This window comes from Salipaludibacillus aurantiacus (assembly GCF_900111295.1).
Taxonomy (GTDB): Bacteria; Bacillota; Bacilli; order Bacillales; family Salisediminibacteriaceae; genus Salipaludibacillus; species Salipaludibacillus aurantiacus.
Genome location: NZ_FOGT01000004.1, coordinates 159587 through 175611, shown reverse-complemented (window position 1 = coordinate 175611; position 16025 = coordinate 159587). Strand labels below are relative to the sequence as shown.

The window sequence follows — 16025 nt, the reverse complement described above, 5'->3', positions numbered from 1 at the left end:
GGAGCCCAGCCGCCCGTGGACAGCTGAACATGAACGTTAAACATCCCTTTCCTCGAAGGTGTTTAAAAAACAAACAGGCAGGTCTCCTGACTTGCGCCTCAATGGCTCATCTGCCCCTTCCCATGCCTTATAAAAAGCACAGTGGGATGCTTGCAGAGAACCTGAACGCTTACAGTGGCGGGACCGTCCCGGATTTTCACCGGGTTCCCTTTTAACTTTATCCGGTCTGGTAAGACCAGAATAAAGAACCTGATTGCATCTATGAAATTCGTCTTTTTGTTAACAAATTCAGTATAAATGAGTTTTGAAGTATTGTAAATTCAATTATATGTCTTTTCAGAGTTTTGCAGAGCCGGAACCCCTTCATCCGTAAAGACTGCCATATCTTTTAAAATTCTTACCGCCGACTCCAGTAACGGATAAGCGAGAGCTGCACCTGTTCCTTCACCAAGCCGTAAGTTCAGATCGAGTAAGGGGGCTTCTCCAAGCATTTTCAGTGCCACCTTGTGGCCCGGTTCCTGGGAAAGGTGGCTGAAAATCAAATAATCCTTAACGCTGGGTGAAAGTTTTACAGCAAGCAGGGCTGAAATGGTGCAAATAAATCCATCAATAATTATAGGCGTCTGTTTTGAAGCTGCTCCTAACACGGCTCCGGTCATTCCTGCAATCTCTAAGCCTCCAACTGCGGATAGAATATCGACCACATTTTCACAGTCAGGTTTTCGGGCAGCTAATGCCTGTCGGATCACTTTTTCTTTAAGGAGCCGCTTTTCAGGTGAGATACCGGTACCATGGCCGACAATATGCTCAATGTGACCTCCCCTTAACACAGCAAGTATCGCACTGGCAGACGTTGTATTACCTATTCCCATTTCCCCGAGTATGAGAGAACGGGCGCCCTGGCTGATCGCCTCCACAGCCATTTCGATGCCAATTAGGATTGCCTGTTCTGCCTCAGCTCGTGTCATCGCCTTTTCTTTTAGAAAATTACCAGTTCCATAGCGGATTTTTTTATCAATTAAACCTGTGCCTTCTAAGTCAGCTGCCACTCCTACATCGACCAGCTTAAAACAAGCGCCGGCCTGTTTTGCGAGGACGTTTATCGCCGCCCCGCCATTAAGAAAATTATAAACCATCTGCTCTGTCACTTTCTGAGGATAGGCAGATACACCTTCAGTCGCAATGCCGTGATCAGCAGCAAAAACGATGGAAGCGGGAGGAGCCGCCTCAGGTAACGGGTTCCCTGCGATTTCTGCCAGCTTCACAGCCAATTCCTCAAGTCTCCCCAAGCTCCCCGGCGGTTTGGTCAACCGGTTCAAATGAGCCTGCGCTCTTTTTCCGGCCTCTTTATTCACTGGTTTAATTGCGTTAATTGTATGCTTCATTTACCTGCTCTTCCCCTTACCTTCATTTGATACTTTCTAATTTCTTCTTCCAGAAGTTCCATATTCAGGTGGTTCTTTACCGTTCCAGCGAGCCTGGAAAAGGCTTCTTCTTTTATTTGATTATAGGCCGGTCGGCTGTATAACGGAGGCAGCCCTTTAGATTGCCTAAGCTCATTTATCAGAATGCTTCTGAACTGATCATTTTCAAATATTCCATGGAAGTAAGTGCCAATCAGCCGGCCGTCCGGGCTGATATAACCATCCTTTTCCCCACTGTCCAGTTCAATAAAAAAGCTGTTCTCTTTACTCTCGTAAGAAGATATTCCCATATGGATTTCATAACCTGAAACCGGCAAGTTATGGTTTCCGTAACGGGCTTTCCCGCGGGATAAAACTGTCTTTTTAGACGTGAGCAGGACAGTGGACATCTCTTTAATCAAGCCCAGCCCTGAAATGCGTTTACTTGACGATTCAACTTCTTCAGGGTCCTCCAGCTGCCGGCCAAGCATCTGGTATCCGCCGCAGATTCCAATGACACAGGCTGTCTCCGCCAATAACTTGACCTGTTCAGCCATGCCGGCAGTCTGAAGCCATTGCATATCTGAAAGAGTGTTCTTGCTTCCGGGAAGGATAACAAGATCCGGCTTGCCTAAGTCATTTACTGTCCTTACGAAGCGGACCTGGCAGTCAAGCTCCTTCATGAGAGGGTCTGCATCAGTAAAATTAGACACACGGGGATAACAAATGACGGCAATGTCTATTTCTTTATCCACCTCTCCCGCAACCGTCTGATGCTCAAGTGCAAGTGAGTCTTCCGCTTCTATATTCAGATTCGGAATATGCGGAATGACGCCCAGCACCGGTAGACCGGTATATGTTTCGAACCAGTCAAGCCCAGGTTCCAGCAGCTCCCGGTCACCCCGGAATTTATTAATAATAACGCCGATAACCCGGTTCCGGTCTTCCGATTCAAGAAGCTGCAGGGTCCCGGCGAGACTTGCAAAAACGCCTCCTTTATCAATGTCTCCGACTAAAACAACTGGCGCCTTCGCCATTTTGGCAACACTCATATTAACGAGTTCCCGGTCGTTTAAATTAATCTCTGCCGGACTTCCCGCCCCTTCGATGACAATCCGTTCAAATTCCGCTGCGAGCCTGTTATAGCTTTCTTCTATCAGCTTCAGCCCTTTTTTGTAAAAATCCTCCCGGTATTCCCCTGCTTTCATGTTTTTAAAAGGTTTCCCGTGAACGACAATTTGAGAATTGCGGTCTCCTGACGGTTTAATTAAAATTGGGTTCATCCATGTCGTCGCCGGTATCCCCGCTGCTTCTGCCTGCACTCCCTGAGCACGGCCAATTTCTTTGCCGTCTGTTGTAATATAAGAGTTGAGAGCCATGTTTTGAGATTTAAAAGGTGCTGTACGATAGCCCTCATCAGCATAAATCCGGCACAAAGCGGTAACGAGAATACTTTTCCCTGCATCTGAATGGGTGCCTTGAATCATAACCGGTAAACACTCAGCCATAGGTTTTCCACTCCGCGCATTTATTTATAAATCTTTCCGGTACCGCCGGGTTTGATGGAAAATACAGATGAGTATAGCCGGCCACAACGTTTTTCATAAGAATGCCTTCGTGATGGGTTCCGCCTCTTCCGGCAGACCGAAACGCCGAGTCAAGAGGGCCATCCGGGGAATAAGCCGAATAATGAAATTCATGGCCTTTTACGGTTTCTCCGGGTGATAAAAGAAAATTGCCGCTGCCCCCCGTTGCTTCTCTGTACCCGAGCGCCTGAAGACGCCCTGTCATCGCCATTGTGCCGGGAATGACGCCTGCCATCTCATATTGCTCTCCATTCACCGTTTTAATAGAGCGGCTTAAAAACATATAGCCGCCGCATTCTGCAAAAACAGGCATTCCTTTATAAATAGCGTCTCTGACAGACGCTTTTACGCCTTCCTGTTCTGAAAGCTCTTTTGCAAATATTTCCGGGAACCCGCCGCCTATGTAGAGTCCATGGACACCTTCCGGAAGCTCTTCTCCTGCCACCGGTGAAAAATAAACGAGTTCAGCTCCGTACGCTTCAAGCAGCTCTAAATTCTCTTCATAATAAAAATTAAAAGCTGTATCTCTTGCGACCGCCAGTTTGATAACGGGCTCTCTTTTCCGGTTAAATAATCCCGAACCGGCTTCCGGCGCCGGCGCTGTTTCTGCCGCAGCATACAGCCGGTTTACATCTACTGTCTCAGATACTGTATGGCCCAGCTCTTCAAAATAAGTGTTTAACTCGCCCCGTTCCACTGACGGAATAAGGCCTAAATGGCGTTCCGGCATCGTTAACTGGTCATCCTTATTTAAATAGCCGACAACAGGCACCCCGCACTCCTGTTCAATTGCCTGCTTTACAAGCTTATAATGGCCTTCACTGCCCGTCCGGTTAGCAATGACGCCTGCGACGTTTACCTGTCGGTTGAAAGTCTGGAACCCGTGAACAATTGCAGCTGCGCTTCTTGCCATCGCCGAACAGTCTACAACGAGAATGACCGGCGTATCAGTAAGCACGCTGATGTCCGCCGTGCTTCCTTCATCAGAAGCAGGATCTTTCCCGTCATATAGCCCCATCACCCCTTCAATAATCGAGATATCCGCCCCCTTGCTTCCATAGGCTAATACTTCTTTTAAAACCTTTCTCCCTTGCATCCAGCTGTCAAGGTTCCGTGATTTCCGTCCCGTCACTGCTGTATGGTAGGAAGGGTCAATATAGTCCGGTCCGCACTTAAAACCTTGGACTGTATATCCTTTTTGTTTAAAGGCGGCCATAAGCCCGATTGTAAGGGTCGTTTTACCTGCGCCGCTTCCCGTTCCGGCTATGACTAACCGTCTGTCTGACATGTTCAGTCCTCCTGTTTTTGTGTTGTTAGAACTCAATTCCTTTAATTGCCGGATGTCCTTCATCATAATAATGCTTTTCAGGTTCCATCACTGATACAAGATCTGCCGCTTCTTTAACGCGCTCATGTGCGTCTCTTCCAGTCAGTAAGAGGTGCACGTGTGAAGGCTTCTTGTTAATAGTCTCAACGACCTCTTCGAGAGGCAGGACATCATTGACCGGAAAGCTGTCTATAGCGAGAGCGTTATTTATTTCATCAAGAATAACCACATCGTAGTCCCCGCTTAATATGGCCTGTTTTGCCAGCGGCCAGCCTTTTCTCAAAGCTTCCCTGTGTTCTTCAGGGGTCTTCGTCCAAGTAAATCCTTTCCCCAGCTGGACCATTTCTACCCCAAGTTTTTCAAGGCTTTTTTGTTCTCCATAAGTTCTCTCAGGTGACTTAATAAACTGAAACATTTTCACCTTGTAATCATGGCCGGCAGCACGTACGGCCACCCCTACAGCTGACGTTGTTTTCCCTTTGCCGTTTCCCGTATAAACGAGCGTCATTCCGTGACGGCTTTCTTCTCTCATTTTAAATTCTCCTTTTTTTTAAAAAAATAAAAAAACGCTTTCCTTCGTTAAAGGAAAGCGTGAAACGCTCGCTTTGTGCAGCTGACAGTATAAACTCACTGGAAGCCGGACTGGGCAGACGTTAAACACCCTTTCCTCGAAGGAGTTTTAACCGGCAAACAGGCAGGTATCCTGACTTACGTCTTTCCGGAAGAGCCGGCCTTCCCGTGTTTTCAGCACAGTGGCAATTGAAGCTTTCCTAAACGTTTACAGTGGCGGGACCGTGCCGGATTTTCACCGGCTTCCCTTTTAACCTTGCAAACTTTCTTTTTGAAAATGCAAGGGACCTGGTTGCATCGTATTTATTTTATTTAAGTGTAATGAAGAATAAACAGAAACACAACTGTTTATTAAGCCATCATATCATCCTCTTCCTGGGGAGAGAGTGCTGGAGCGAGGGCATGCCCCTCTGAGATTAACGGATAATAATGCTCCACTCTCCTTGAGACAATCCACTGCTGCTGATTATACCAGGCTTCATTCCTTAGAGTTGTGACTTTTTTAGAGGCTGTGCCATTCCTGGCCGCGGCTGTCTTTTCTTTTTCGTAATAAGGGTCGATGGCATAAACCGCAGTTGTAGAAGTCCCATCAGATTTTTCCCAGGCAGCGAATGCAATGTATGCCTGAATACTCATTGCTAAGTTTTCCCACACCGCTTTTAATGTTTTTCTGTCTTTTCCATTTGCATGAAAAGCGTCCTTTATCAACGGTGCATATTCTTCATCAGATTGCTCGCCGGCTAAAAGGGCGACCACATCCGCCCGCTGAATACCGTAACTCGTTGTGACCTCAGGATAGTAGCCTTCTTCTTCAAAAATAACACCGACCCTGCCCAGTCCTTTAATTGGCACTGTTATTAGGTCATCCCCCTGGGTAGCCCACTGCCTTTCCTCTTCTCTTAGATGCGTACTTCTGTGCACATGTTCAATCTCTCCACTGGAATTAATGATCCAGGCTGACAGGTACACGTTACCGTCAGCGCATTCCGGGGCGCTTACCACTAAATTCGCCTCCAGTGTTTTCGCATATATTTGATACTCAGGCAGCCACTCTACCGCAAACCTCTGGGAGAGCAGCACTAACTCTTCGTAAGGCAAATGAGATACAAAGCCCGTGGCGCTTAAAGCTGGAAGAACAAATAATGATTCTACACCTTTATATTTATCTTTCTCCCTGAGCGGTGCGACCTGAGCCGCCCAGTAAGCAAAAAAATCACTGAGTGACTTAAGTTCTCCTTGCACCGGCCCTGAAAGACAATGAATGCCGACTTCTGCCGGATGAAGGGATTTCCGGTAATTCCACGGGCCGATGTGGAGCATAAGACTTTTATAAATATCAGGCCGGCGCCGTAATAACCGTTCCTTATTTGGATTAAGATAATGCGCAGGGTCTATCACAGCGTAAATAATCTCTTCGTTTCCTCCATCAAGCGACGTGTTGGCTTCAACAAGCTTCTCCCCATAAGGAGACCAAATTGCACTGGCCCCTGCCATTTGAAATCCTTCTTCTTCATCAGCCCGGTTGGAACTGACAACATACATGCCATTAAGCGTCGCCCAGCCTTGGAGCATGGAAATGGTCTGGGCGCTGGAGTTTGTCGGAAAAGCAAGAATATCGGCGCCATTTAGTGCTGGTATTCGGGAGCTTTCCATATAAACAGCATCCATGCAAATATTAATAGCGATCTTGCCTATCTCTGTATAAAATACGGGAAAACCCAAATTTCCAGGAGTGGCCCAGTGAGCTTCGGCTTCCCATAAATGAGTTTTACGGTATTTACCTATATATCCTTCCGGACCGATTAACACCGCCGAATTATAAAGAAGGCCTGTTTCTTTATCATACTCAGGCATTCCGAGAACAAGATAACTGTTCCATTTCACGCATAAGCGGTGAAACCGGTCTGTCGTTTCACCGGGAATGGTGTCTGAGAAAGGTAAAATATTTTTACGTTCTTTGTACATATAACCTGAAGTTGCTAACTCTGGTGTGACGATAAGCCTTGCGCCTGAAGAAGCTGCCTGCTCAACAGCTGCCTCCAGCCGCTGTATATTATCTTCCATTTTCCCTAATTGTGGATGAAATTGAATGGCTGAAGCTAAAAAGTTCATAGCCCGTATACCTCCTTTTACGACGATAATCGGTCTTAATTTTCCATTAACCAAAGATATATTTACCATACTCTTATATACTTTGGCAATAGTCTATTTACTCATCATCCCATTAAAAATACGGTTAACGCCAAGTCGTGGCGGAAGGCTTAAGTTTTTTTATCCTTTAAGCCTTTAACAGAACTGTATTATTCGGAATCCAATCACACATTTGTAAAAATTATTTTACATTCGCTCTGCCCTGGTAAAATTTCTTTACAAAATCAGGAGGATTTTTCTGATATACGGAACTTTAAATTGACGAAAAAATAGAATTTTTCCCCGTCACACTTAACTTCTCCTAATTTATGAAAAAATTGGCATTAAACTTGCATTATATAAAAGAGGAAGATTTGGTACGAACTTATGGAGGTGAAATATGAATGAACGGAGCGTTTCAATATTTTATGAATAACCAGGACGAAGTGATCGCTTTGACGTTACAACACATCCAGCTGGTCGGCCTGGCTACAGTTATCGCTATTTTAATAGGAGTGCCGATCGGCATCTACCTCACAACAAATGATGCAGTTGCTGACGTGGTGCTGCAAATAGCGGCGATCATCATGACAATTCCAAGTATCGCTTTATTTGGTCTTATGATTCCGGTCCTGTCTGTGATTAATCAGGGAATTGGATTTTTACCGGCTCTCATAGCGTTAATCCTTTATTCACAGCTGCCGATTATCCGGAATACTTATGTGGCCGTGCAGAATGTAGATCCGAACATGCGTGATGCAGCCAAAGGCATTGGCATGTCTTCCTGGGAACGGATACGCATGGTGGAAATTCCTATAGCTCTTCCTGTTATTATGGCCGGTGTCAGGAATGCTGTAGTTCTTAGTATCGGTATCGGAGCCATTGCGGCATTTATTGGCGCAGGAGGCCTGGGCGTGTTAATAGACCAGGGCATTTCAAGGTATAACCGGGATATGATTGTCGTCGGCGCAGTCGGCGTATCACTGCTTGCAATTATTGCAGATACATTGTTAGGGATTTTACAGCGGGTGCTCACACCTAAAGGAATGAATATAAACGCTTAAATAGTAAAGGAGGCCTGTTTTATGATTGAGTTTAAAAATGTAACGAAAACATATGACGGAAAAGTCAATGCTGTGGATGATGTATCGTTTACAGTACCGCAAGGCAATATTGCTGTCTTTCTCGGACCTTCAGGGTGCGGCAAGACGACACTCCTCAGAATGGTTAACCGCCTGGTCCCTATTACGAAAGGGGAAATATTTATCGATGGAGAACAGACAAATTCTTTAAATGAAATTCAATTAAGGCGGAATATTGGATATGTCATACAGAGTAACGGGTTATTTCCAAATATGACCATTGAAGATAACGTTACTGTTGTTCCTAAACTTCTCGGATGGGATAAAGAGAAAATGCGCAATCGCTTCTTTGAGCTTATGGAACTTATCGGCTTGAAGCCTGATGACTTTCGTAAACGGTATCCGCATGAACTGTCAGGCGGACAGCAGCAAAGAATAGGAATTGCACGGGCTATGGCAGCCGATCCACCCGTCATGCTGATGGACGAACCTTTCGGGGCTTTGGATCCTATCATACGTTCGCACCTTCAAAAGGAATTTTTGCAGATTCAGAAAGAAGTCCAGAAAACAATCCTTTTTGTCAGCCATGATATTGATGAAGCTATAACAATGGGAGATCAGGTCGCTATTTTTAAGGATGGCCGGCTTATGCAATATGATGCGCCGGACGATATTTTAGCAAACCCGGCCAATGAATTTGTCTCTACATTTGTAGGATCAGACCGTGCCATTAAGAGCCTTGGCCTCCATACCGTTGCTGACTTAGTTAATCAGCTCAAAGTCACACCCGTGGCTGCTGATTCGAGACAGATTTCGCTCAAAACAGATTTACGACAGATTTTATCTATCTTCTTTAATGAAGGCTATGAAGAGCTTGTGGTAGTCGATGAGGAAAAGAAACCTATGGGGAGCATTACCATTCAGGATGTCCAAAAGTACCTTCATCAGACTAACCAATCAGCCTAGAAAGGAGGGAAGAAATGACTAATAAACGGAAAATATCAACGTTCATACGCTATTTTTTCTATGGCATCGTTCTTGTCTTCTTCTTGTGGGCTTTTATCCAAGGGCATTTCAGCATCATATTTGAACAGACTGACGAGTTTCTCCGGCTATTACGCCAGCATGTGCTTCTTGTTCTCGTCTCTTCGCTTCTAGCGGTAGGGATCGCCATCCCTGCAGGTATCCTCGTTACGAGGCCTGCTTTTCGTAAACTTGAATGGCCGGTGTTAAACCTGGCTAACCTTGGTCAGACAATCCCGAGTATCGCTATACTGGCTCTCGTAATGACTTATTTAGGAATAGGATTTAATTCAGCTGTTTTTGCATTGTTTGTTTTTTCTATTCTCCCCGTACTGCGGAACACGGTCGCAGGGCTGAATTCAGTAGACCCGGCTTTAAAAGATGCTGCAAAAGGAATGGGGTTTACATCTTCCCAAATTCTATTCAAAGTAGAAATGCCCAATGCTGCCTATCCAATTATGGCAGGAATACGGACAGCAATGGTTATGAACGTCGGTTCCGCTGCTTTGGCTTATCTTGTTGGCGGCGGAGGTCTGGGCGATTTTATTTTTACAGGCATTGTGATGCAAAGTCAGGAATACCTTATTTCCGGCGCTGTACCAGTCACACTGCTTGCCATTTGTATTGACTTTCTCTTGCGCTTTATTGAAAAAATAACAGTTTCCAAAGGGCTTAGGCGCTCTGCCGAAACTGCCGAAGCGTCTTAATATCACTATCTCTACTTTCAAGGAGGAATTATTTATGAAGAAAAGTTTAATGTTATCTGCCCTGGCAGCTGCCGTACTGGCGGGCTGCGGAAATAATGAAGATGCCGGCGGCAACGGGGAATCAAAAGGAAGTATTGAAGTCGGCGGAAAAAATTTTACTGAACAATTTATTCTGGCGAAAATCACATCAATTTATTTAGAAGAACAAGGATATGATGTAACTGAGAATACGAATATGGGCTCTGAAGTTTTGCGCCAAGCGTTAGAAAATGAACAGGTCGATCTTTATTGGGAATATACCGGCACAGGACTCGTAAACTATTTAAATGAGGACCCTGTTGCTTCTTCAGACGAAGCCTATGACTTAGTAAAAGAATTAGATGAAGAAAACGGCATTATCTGGCTGGATGCTGCTGAGGTTAACAACACGTATACCCTGATGATGCGCGAAGAGAACGCGGATGAACTTGGCATTTCTTCTTTAAGTGATCTGGCCGATTATGTGAATAACAATCCCGGCGAATTAGAGTTCGCTTCCAATGCGGAATTTGCTTCACGTGCAGACGGACTTGCAGGGGTTCAGGACACGTATGATTTTGAATTCGGAAGTAACCAGGTTGTTCGTATGGATTCAGGTCTTACTTATCAGGCCTTGGATGAAGAGCAGGTCGACGTAGCAATGGGCTTTGCGACAGACAGCAGAATTAAAGGATTTGATTTACTTGCATTAGAGGATGACGAAGGCTTCTTCCCTGCCTACAACGCCGCACCGACTGTGCGCGAAAGCATCCTGGAAAATCATCCGGAACTGGAAGACACATTACAGGCTCTGTCTGAAAAACTGGACACTGAAACAATGACTGAATTGAATTACCAGGTGGATATGGAACAAAGAAGCGAAACAGAAGTATCCAGAGAATGGCTTGAAGAGAACGGGTTAATTGATTAACTGTCTACAATGTAAGATGTTTTATTTATCTCTCTCCTTCTATATAAGGCAGAGAGAAATACAATGGGATAATATGAGGTGAATCTATTTTATGTGCGGCATTATCGCTGTCACCAAAGAAGTTCCAAAAGAAAAAATGACGAGAGTATTAGATAAGCTCTATCACCGGGGACCTGATGAAGGGGGACAATTAGTCAGGGGCAATTTTCATATCGGCCACCGCCGCCTCTCAATAGTAGGCTTAAACGATGGGATACAGCCAATTTCAAATGAAGCAAAGAACGTGCATATCGTATGTAATGGTGAAATTTATAACTACCTGACTTTAAAAAAAGACTTACAGACTACCGAAACGTTTCACACGCATTCCGATAGTGAAGCCGTGTTAAAAGTTTATGAAAAAGAGGGGCCGCAGGGTGTAGAGAAGCTTGATGGCATGTTTGCCTTTTTTCTTGCGGATGAAACGAACAATACCTTTATGGCCGCGCGTGATACGTTAGGCATTAAGCCACTTTATTATGGGAAAATGACGGACGGGTCAATGGTTTTTTCCTCTGAATTAAAAGGAATTTATGAGTTTACAAACGATGCGAAAGAATTTCCGCAAGGACATTATTATACTCCCGAAACCGGCTTCAAGGCCTACCGCACTATCGAAGCCGGACAGGAACCCGTCCCTGCTGAAAATTTCAAAGAGCACGAAGTCCTTGAAGGCATCCGTAATAAACTAACGGACGCTGTAAGAAAAAGATTTATGGCAGATGTGGAGGTCGGTGTCCTTCTAAGCGGAGGACTGGACAGCAGCTTAATTTCAGCGATCGGGCAACGGATTAAACGGCAGGACCAGCCCTTACACTCCTTCTGTGTAGGAAATGAAGGGAGCCCGGATTTACAAGCCGCACGGGAAGTCGCTGACTACATTGGTACGATACATCATGAATACGTGTATACAAAAGATGAATTAGTAGAAGCTCTGCCTAAAGTAATCTATTATTTGGAATCTTACGACCCTTCTCTCGTCAGAAGCGCTATTCCTACTTATTTTGTATCCAAGCTTGCTTCTGACTATGTCAAAGTTATTCTGTCAGGAGAAGGGGCTGATGAGCTGTTCTCCGGCTATGCGTACCTTCAGGAGATTCAGAATCCGGTGGAATTAAATAAAGAACTTTACCGAATTGTGAATTCTTTGCATAACATTAACCTTCAGAGGCTTGACCGCATGAGTATGGCTCACTCCCTGGAAGGCCGGGTGCCGTTTTTAGATTTGGAATTAATTGATTACGTCCTCTCTCTTCCTGCGGAATGGAAGTTATCGAGCGACGAGTCAATGGAAAAAACTCTCTTAAGAAAAGCATTTAACGGGTATCTCCCTGATTCTCTTCTTTGGCGTAAAAAAGCAGAGTTCTCTGAAGGGAGCGGGGCTTTGGATGTTTTGGAAACCTATGCCAATGAACAAGTGTCAGACCAGGAACTTCAGGAAAGCGGATTAAGAAGCAAACAGGAACATCTCTATTACCATATTTTTAAAGAACATTACCCTCATAAGTCTGCACTGGATACAGTCGGACAATGGGCTGTAATTTAAAAACACTGAAGGGCTGCCAATTTAATAAGGCAGCCCTTTTATTTATATTTTGTCGAATCATGATATGATGAGAGAGTAAGAATATATTTCTATTTAAGGAGAAATGTATGAAAAACTTATTTCCTAAAGGCCTGACGGGGAGGTTTTTTTTCCTCGGTTTATTTTTGATTCTTTTACCCGTCACATTAGTCTTTATTGTTGCTGTAACTGTCTCCCAGGACTATCTGACTGAAAGAACCCATAACCAGACTAACCAGGAAGCATTATACATGGCTATTCAGACTAATCAGATGGTGGAGGATAAAATTAACCGTGTGGAAAGTGCCGTCTATCACTACCGTGATACAGGGAATATGGAAGCCTTACAAGCCTTAGTAAATGAGCTGCATCTCAGTGACCCTTTTTATCGGGGAGCCAATATCCTCGATGCACAGGGAAATATTGAATTTTCCTCTCAAGGTACGAACGTGTCCCCGGGGCTTCAGGCTGTTCTCAGTAATGTAGTTGAAAAAATGGAATGGAGACGTTCCTCCTTCATTTTTACTAATTCTTCTCAAGAGCCTTTTGGCCTTTATATGGCCGTGCCGATACAGAATGAAGATCACTCGCCCATCGAAGGTGTTATTGTTTCAAAAATCAGCTCCACATACTTACATAACTTTTTCCGGACGTTTGCAGATGAAGCGGGAACACGTGCCTTATTGGCAGACAGTCAAGGGAATGTTTATATGGACAGTTCTTACAGGGAAACAGGTGAAAGTATCGCCGGTGAACATTTCTACCGTGATATAAAAAGAGAACGCACCGAGGTGATCGATACATTTTGGCGTGAGGATGAGGTGTTAATTGCCCACCATGCAGTAGACCGCCATCCTTTATATACGGTTATTATTACGGATAAAAATTATGCCTATGCTTCTACAGAAAGATTAACGGAAGTGCTTACATTAGGCTGGATGATTCTTTTCACGTCAGGAATTGCGATGATCATTATTACGCGAAGAAAAATGGTGGTCCCTATAAAAAAACTGACTAAACAGTCCTATGATTATGCTGCAGGTGAAGCCTGGAAAATAAATCTCCTAACCGAAAAAAACGAGCTCAAAACACTTTCTAAATCGATGCATCATATGGCGGAAGATCTGAAAGCGAAAGAACGCTACCTTAAACTAATTCTGGAATCGTTCCCCTATGGAGTGCTTACAATCGATGAAGAAGGTATCGTAACCTCTCTTAATAAAGTCGGAGAACAGTTAATTGAACATTCGAAAAAACAGTTTGTCGGCAAGTCCTACCGCCGGCTCCCTTCTAAAAAGCTCGTTAAACTGTTTGACCGCCACCTGAAGAAATCCAGACTGAACGAAACAGTCACGGACGAGATAAAATACGTGGATCAGACAGGTAAAACGAAACATATGAAACTGACTATTTCTCCGCTGTGGAATGAGAACAATCAATTAATCGGCCAACTCGTCACACTGTGGGATTATACAACGATAAAGGAATTAGAGGGACACCTTCAGCGGTCCGAGCATTTAGCAGCCATTGGCCAAATGACTGCCGGGCTTGCCCACGAAGTAAAGAACCCTCTCGGGACAGTCCAGATGGCTGCAGAAGTGATCCATGAAGAAGTCAAAGAAATCTTTCTTAATAATCCAAGGGACACGGGCCGTTTTTCCATGATTCTTGAAGCAGCCGGGGATATTCAGGACGAAACAAAGCGCCTGGATAACCTCGTAAAAAAATTTTTACAAGTGAGTAAAAATAAAAAATCTGAAGAAAAACTTTTGAAACTAAAAGAAGTGAATGATAAAGTGCTCCACTTACTAGCTCATCAGTTCCGATACTACGATATTGACCTTTATTCAGGCAGGTTCCCTGAGAAGGACCTTGTACTGGGAGACGAAAGTCAATTAATTCAGGCATTTATGAACGTGTATCTTAATGCGGTTGAGGCAATGCAGGAACAGGGCGGAAATTTGCGAGTGGCAGTAAAAAAACAGCAAAACGACCTGATACTAACGATCAGCGATACCGGTGAAGGAATAGAACCTTCAAAAATAAACAGAATCTTTCATCCTTTTTTCTCCAATAAACAGGAAGGGACAGGCCTTGGCCTGTCCATCACCCATGACATTATTAAAGAGCATGGCGGCAGAATTGACGTTGAAAGCGAACCGGGACTCGGGACCACTTTTAAACTGTATTTACCTGAAGCAAAAGAAAGGAGCCCTCATAATGAGTAAATCAATCTTGCTGGTGGAAGATAACAAGAAACTTCACCGGCTTATTCGGCAAACATTAGAAAAAGAAGGCTATACTGTCTACGGGGCCCATAACGGCAAAGAAGCAAACCAGTTAATGAATGACCACTGGATAGATGCAGCCGTCCTTGATATCCTTCTCCCGGATACGACAGGAATAAAACTGCTGGAAGCGTGGAAGCCTTTGTATCCCGGTATACCATTAATACTCTCGACTGCCTACGGGGATGTAGAAGATGCGGTAGAAGCAATGAAACTTGGAGCTTTCGACTATCTGACTAAACCAGTCAAATCAGAAGAGTTAAAGGTTGTTATTGAACGGGCGTTACGCTGGCAGGCTATGAATGAAGAAAACCGTGAATTAAAAAAAGAAATGCAAACCAAATTTCAGCTGCACGGAATGATTGGTGTCAGTGAAAATATGAAACAAGTATTTGACATGATTCAACGTGTGTCCAAACAGGATGTAACGGTTCTTCTGCAGGGGGAAAGCGGTACTGGCAAATCCCACTGCGCTAAAGCTATTCATCTTGAAAGCTCGCGGCAGCACGGACCATTTATTTCATTAAATTGTGCCGCTATACCCGCAAACCTTCTGGAAAGTGAACTTTTTGGATACGTGAAAGGTGCCTTTACAGGAGCAGCGGATAACCGGAAAGGTAAAGTAGAAGCCGCTGAAGGAGGAACATTGTTTCTGGATGAAATCGGAGACATGCCTCTGGAGCTGCAAAGCAAACTGCTTCAGGTCACCCAGGAAAAACAGTTTATCCCTTTAGGGAGTTCTACGACTAAAGAGGCTGATGTGAGGCTAATTGCAGCAACGAACCGTAATTTATGGAAGCTTGTACAGGAAGGAAAGTTTCGCGAAGACCTTTATTACCGTTTAAATATCATCGGGATTGACCTCCCGCCTTTGCAAGAGAGAAAAGAAGACATCCCCTCTCTTATCTATCAGCTTCTTTCAAACTTTGAAACTGAACATCGCAGGGCTTATTCATTATCAGAAGAAACAGTCAAACAGCTTGCGCGCTATTCATGGCCAGGGAACATCCGGGAACTATACAATGCCCTGGCCCGGGCGACAGTTTTATCGGCAGGCTCTGAGCTTGAATTAAAAGATTTCCCTAAAGAAATACAGGAAGAATTGAACCTTTCACGCCCGGCAGCAGAAAAAGCATACGACCATGGGAACCTGAACAGAGATGCTGAATCCCGGTCCCTCCCTGAACAAATGGAATACTTTGAACGGAACGCTATAGAAAATGCTTTAAAAGAAGCAAACGGAAATCAGTCCAAAGCAGCTGAAACATTGGGAATTTCAAGACAAAGCCTGCTTTATAAAGTGAGAAAGTATGACGTTGATCTCGAGCATATTTAACAAGGATACATTTTTTTGGCA

Annotated in this window: 12 protein-coding genes and 2 riboswitches; of the genes, 7 read left to right on the top strand and 5 right to left on the bottom strand. The window is 44.4% G+C overall.

Features of this window, described 5'->3' with window-relative positions; genetic code table 11:
- Positions 1-59: 59 nt before the first annotated feature.
- Positions 60-268: riboswitch (cobalamin riboswitch) on the bottom strand.
- A 52-nt stretch (positions 269-320) separates the two neighbouring features.
- The 5 genes from cobT to BMW59_RS06305 all read right to left on the bottom strand — a co-directional run bounded on the left by cobT (position 321) and on the right by BMW59_RS06305 (position 6998).
- A complete protein-coding gene (cobT, locus tag BMW59_RS06325; RefSeq protein ID WP_093048959.1) occupies positions 321-1385 on the bottom strand; it encodes a nicotinate-nucleotide--dimethylbenzimidazole phosphoribosyltransferase in 1065 nt (354 codons plus the stop codon).
- Positions 1382-2911 carry a cobyric acid synthase gene (locus tag BMW59_RS06320; RefSeq protein ID WP_093048956.1) on the bottom strand — a complete coding sequence of 510 codons (1530 nt, stop codon included), beginning with the start codon at positions 2909-2911 and terminating at the stop codon, positions 1382-1384. Before BMW59_RS06320 ends, cobT begins: the two co-directional genes overlap by 4 nt.
- Positions 2904-4277 (bottom strand): cobyrinic acid a,c-diamide synthase CobB, encoded by a 1374-nt coding sequence (locus tag BMW59_RS06315; RefSeq protein ID WP_093048953.1) that lies wholly within the window; start codon positions 4275-4277, stop codon positions 2904-2906. Before BMW59_RS06315 ends, BMW59_RS06320 begins: the two co-directional genes overlap by 8 nt.
- Before the next feature lie 25 nt (positions 4278-4302).
- Positions 4303-4848, bottom strand: a complete 546-nt coding sequence (locus BMW59_RS06310; protein ID WP_093048950.1) for a cob(I)yrinic acid a,c-diamide adenosyltransferase — start codon at positions 4846-4848, stop codon at positions 4303-4305.
- Positions 4849-4992: 144 nt separating this feature from the next.
- Positions 4993-5193: riboswitch (cobalamin riboswitch) on the bottom strand.
- A gap of 44 nt (positions 5194-5237) precedes the next feature.
- Positions 5238-6998, bottom strand: coding sequence for a nitrilase-related carbon-nitrogen hydrolase (locus tag BMW59_RS06305; protein WP_177174213.1), 1761 nt, complete (start codon positions 6996-6998; stop codon positions 5238-5240).
- Positions 6999-7420: 422 nt separating this feature from the next.
- On the opposite strand from BMW59_RS06305, the gene BMW59_RS06300 reads away from it, so the two are divergent.
- The 7 genes from BMW59_RS06300 (at position 7421) to BMW59_RS06270 (ending at position 16004) form a co-directional block, all read left to right on the top strand.
- Positions 7421-8080 (top strand): ABC transporter permease, encoded by a 660-nt coding sequence (locus BMW59_RS06300; RefSeq protein ID WP_218141978.1) that lies wholly within the window; start codon positions 7421-7423, stop codon positions 8078-8080.
- Between the two features lie 21 nt (positions 8081-8101).
- Positions 8102-9064, top strand: coding sequence for an ABC transporter ATP-binding protein (locus BMW59_RS06295; protein WP_093048944.1), 963 nt, complete (start codon positions 8102-8104; stop codon positions 9062-9064).
- A 14-nt stretch (positions 9065-9078) separates the two neighbouring features.
- Positions 9079-9828, top strand: a complete 750-nt coding sequence (locus BMW59_RS06290; RefSeq protein WP_093048941.1) for an ABC transporter permease — start codon at positions 9079-9081, stop codon at positions 9826-9828.
- A gap of 34 nt (positions 9829-9862) precedes the next feature.
- Entirely contained in the window at positions 9863-10777 is a 915-nt protein-coding gene (locus tag BMW59_RS06285; protein ID WP_093048938.1) for a glycine betaine ABC transporter substrate-binding protein, read from the top strand.
- 91 nt (positions 10778-10868) lie between these two features.
- Positions 10869-12362 (top strand): asparagine synthase B, encoded by a 1494-nt coding sequence (gene asnB / locus BMW59_RS06280; protein ID WP_093048935.1) that lies wholly within the window; start codon positions 10869-10871, stop codon positions 12360-12362.
- 107 nt (positions 12363-12469) lie between these two features.
- Complete coding sequence (locus tag BMW59_RS06275) at positions 12470-14608, top strand: PAS domain-containing sensor histidine kinase (protein ID WP_093048932.1); 2139 nt, start codon at positions 12470-12472, stop codon at positions 14606-14608.
- Positions 14601-16004, top strand: coding sequence for a sigma-54-dependent transcriptional regulator (locus BMW59_RS06270; RefSeq protein ID WP_093048929.1), 1404 nt, complete (start codon positions 14601-14603; stop codon positions 16002-16004). Before BMW59_RS06275 ends, BMW59_RS06270 begins: the two co-directional genes overlap by 8 nt.
- The last annotated feature ends 21 nt before the right edge of the window (positions 16005-16025 follow it).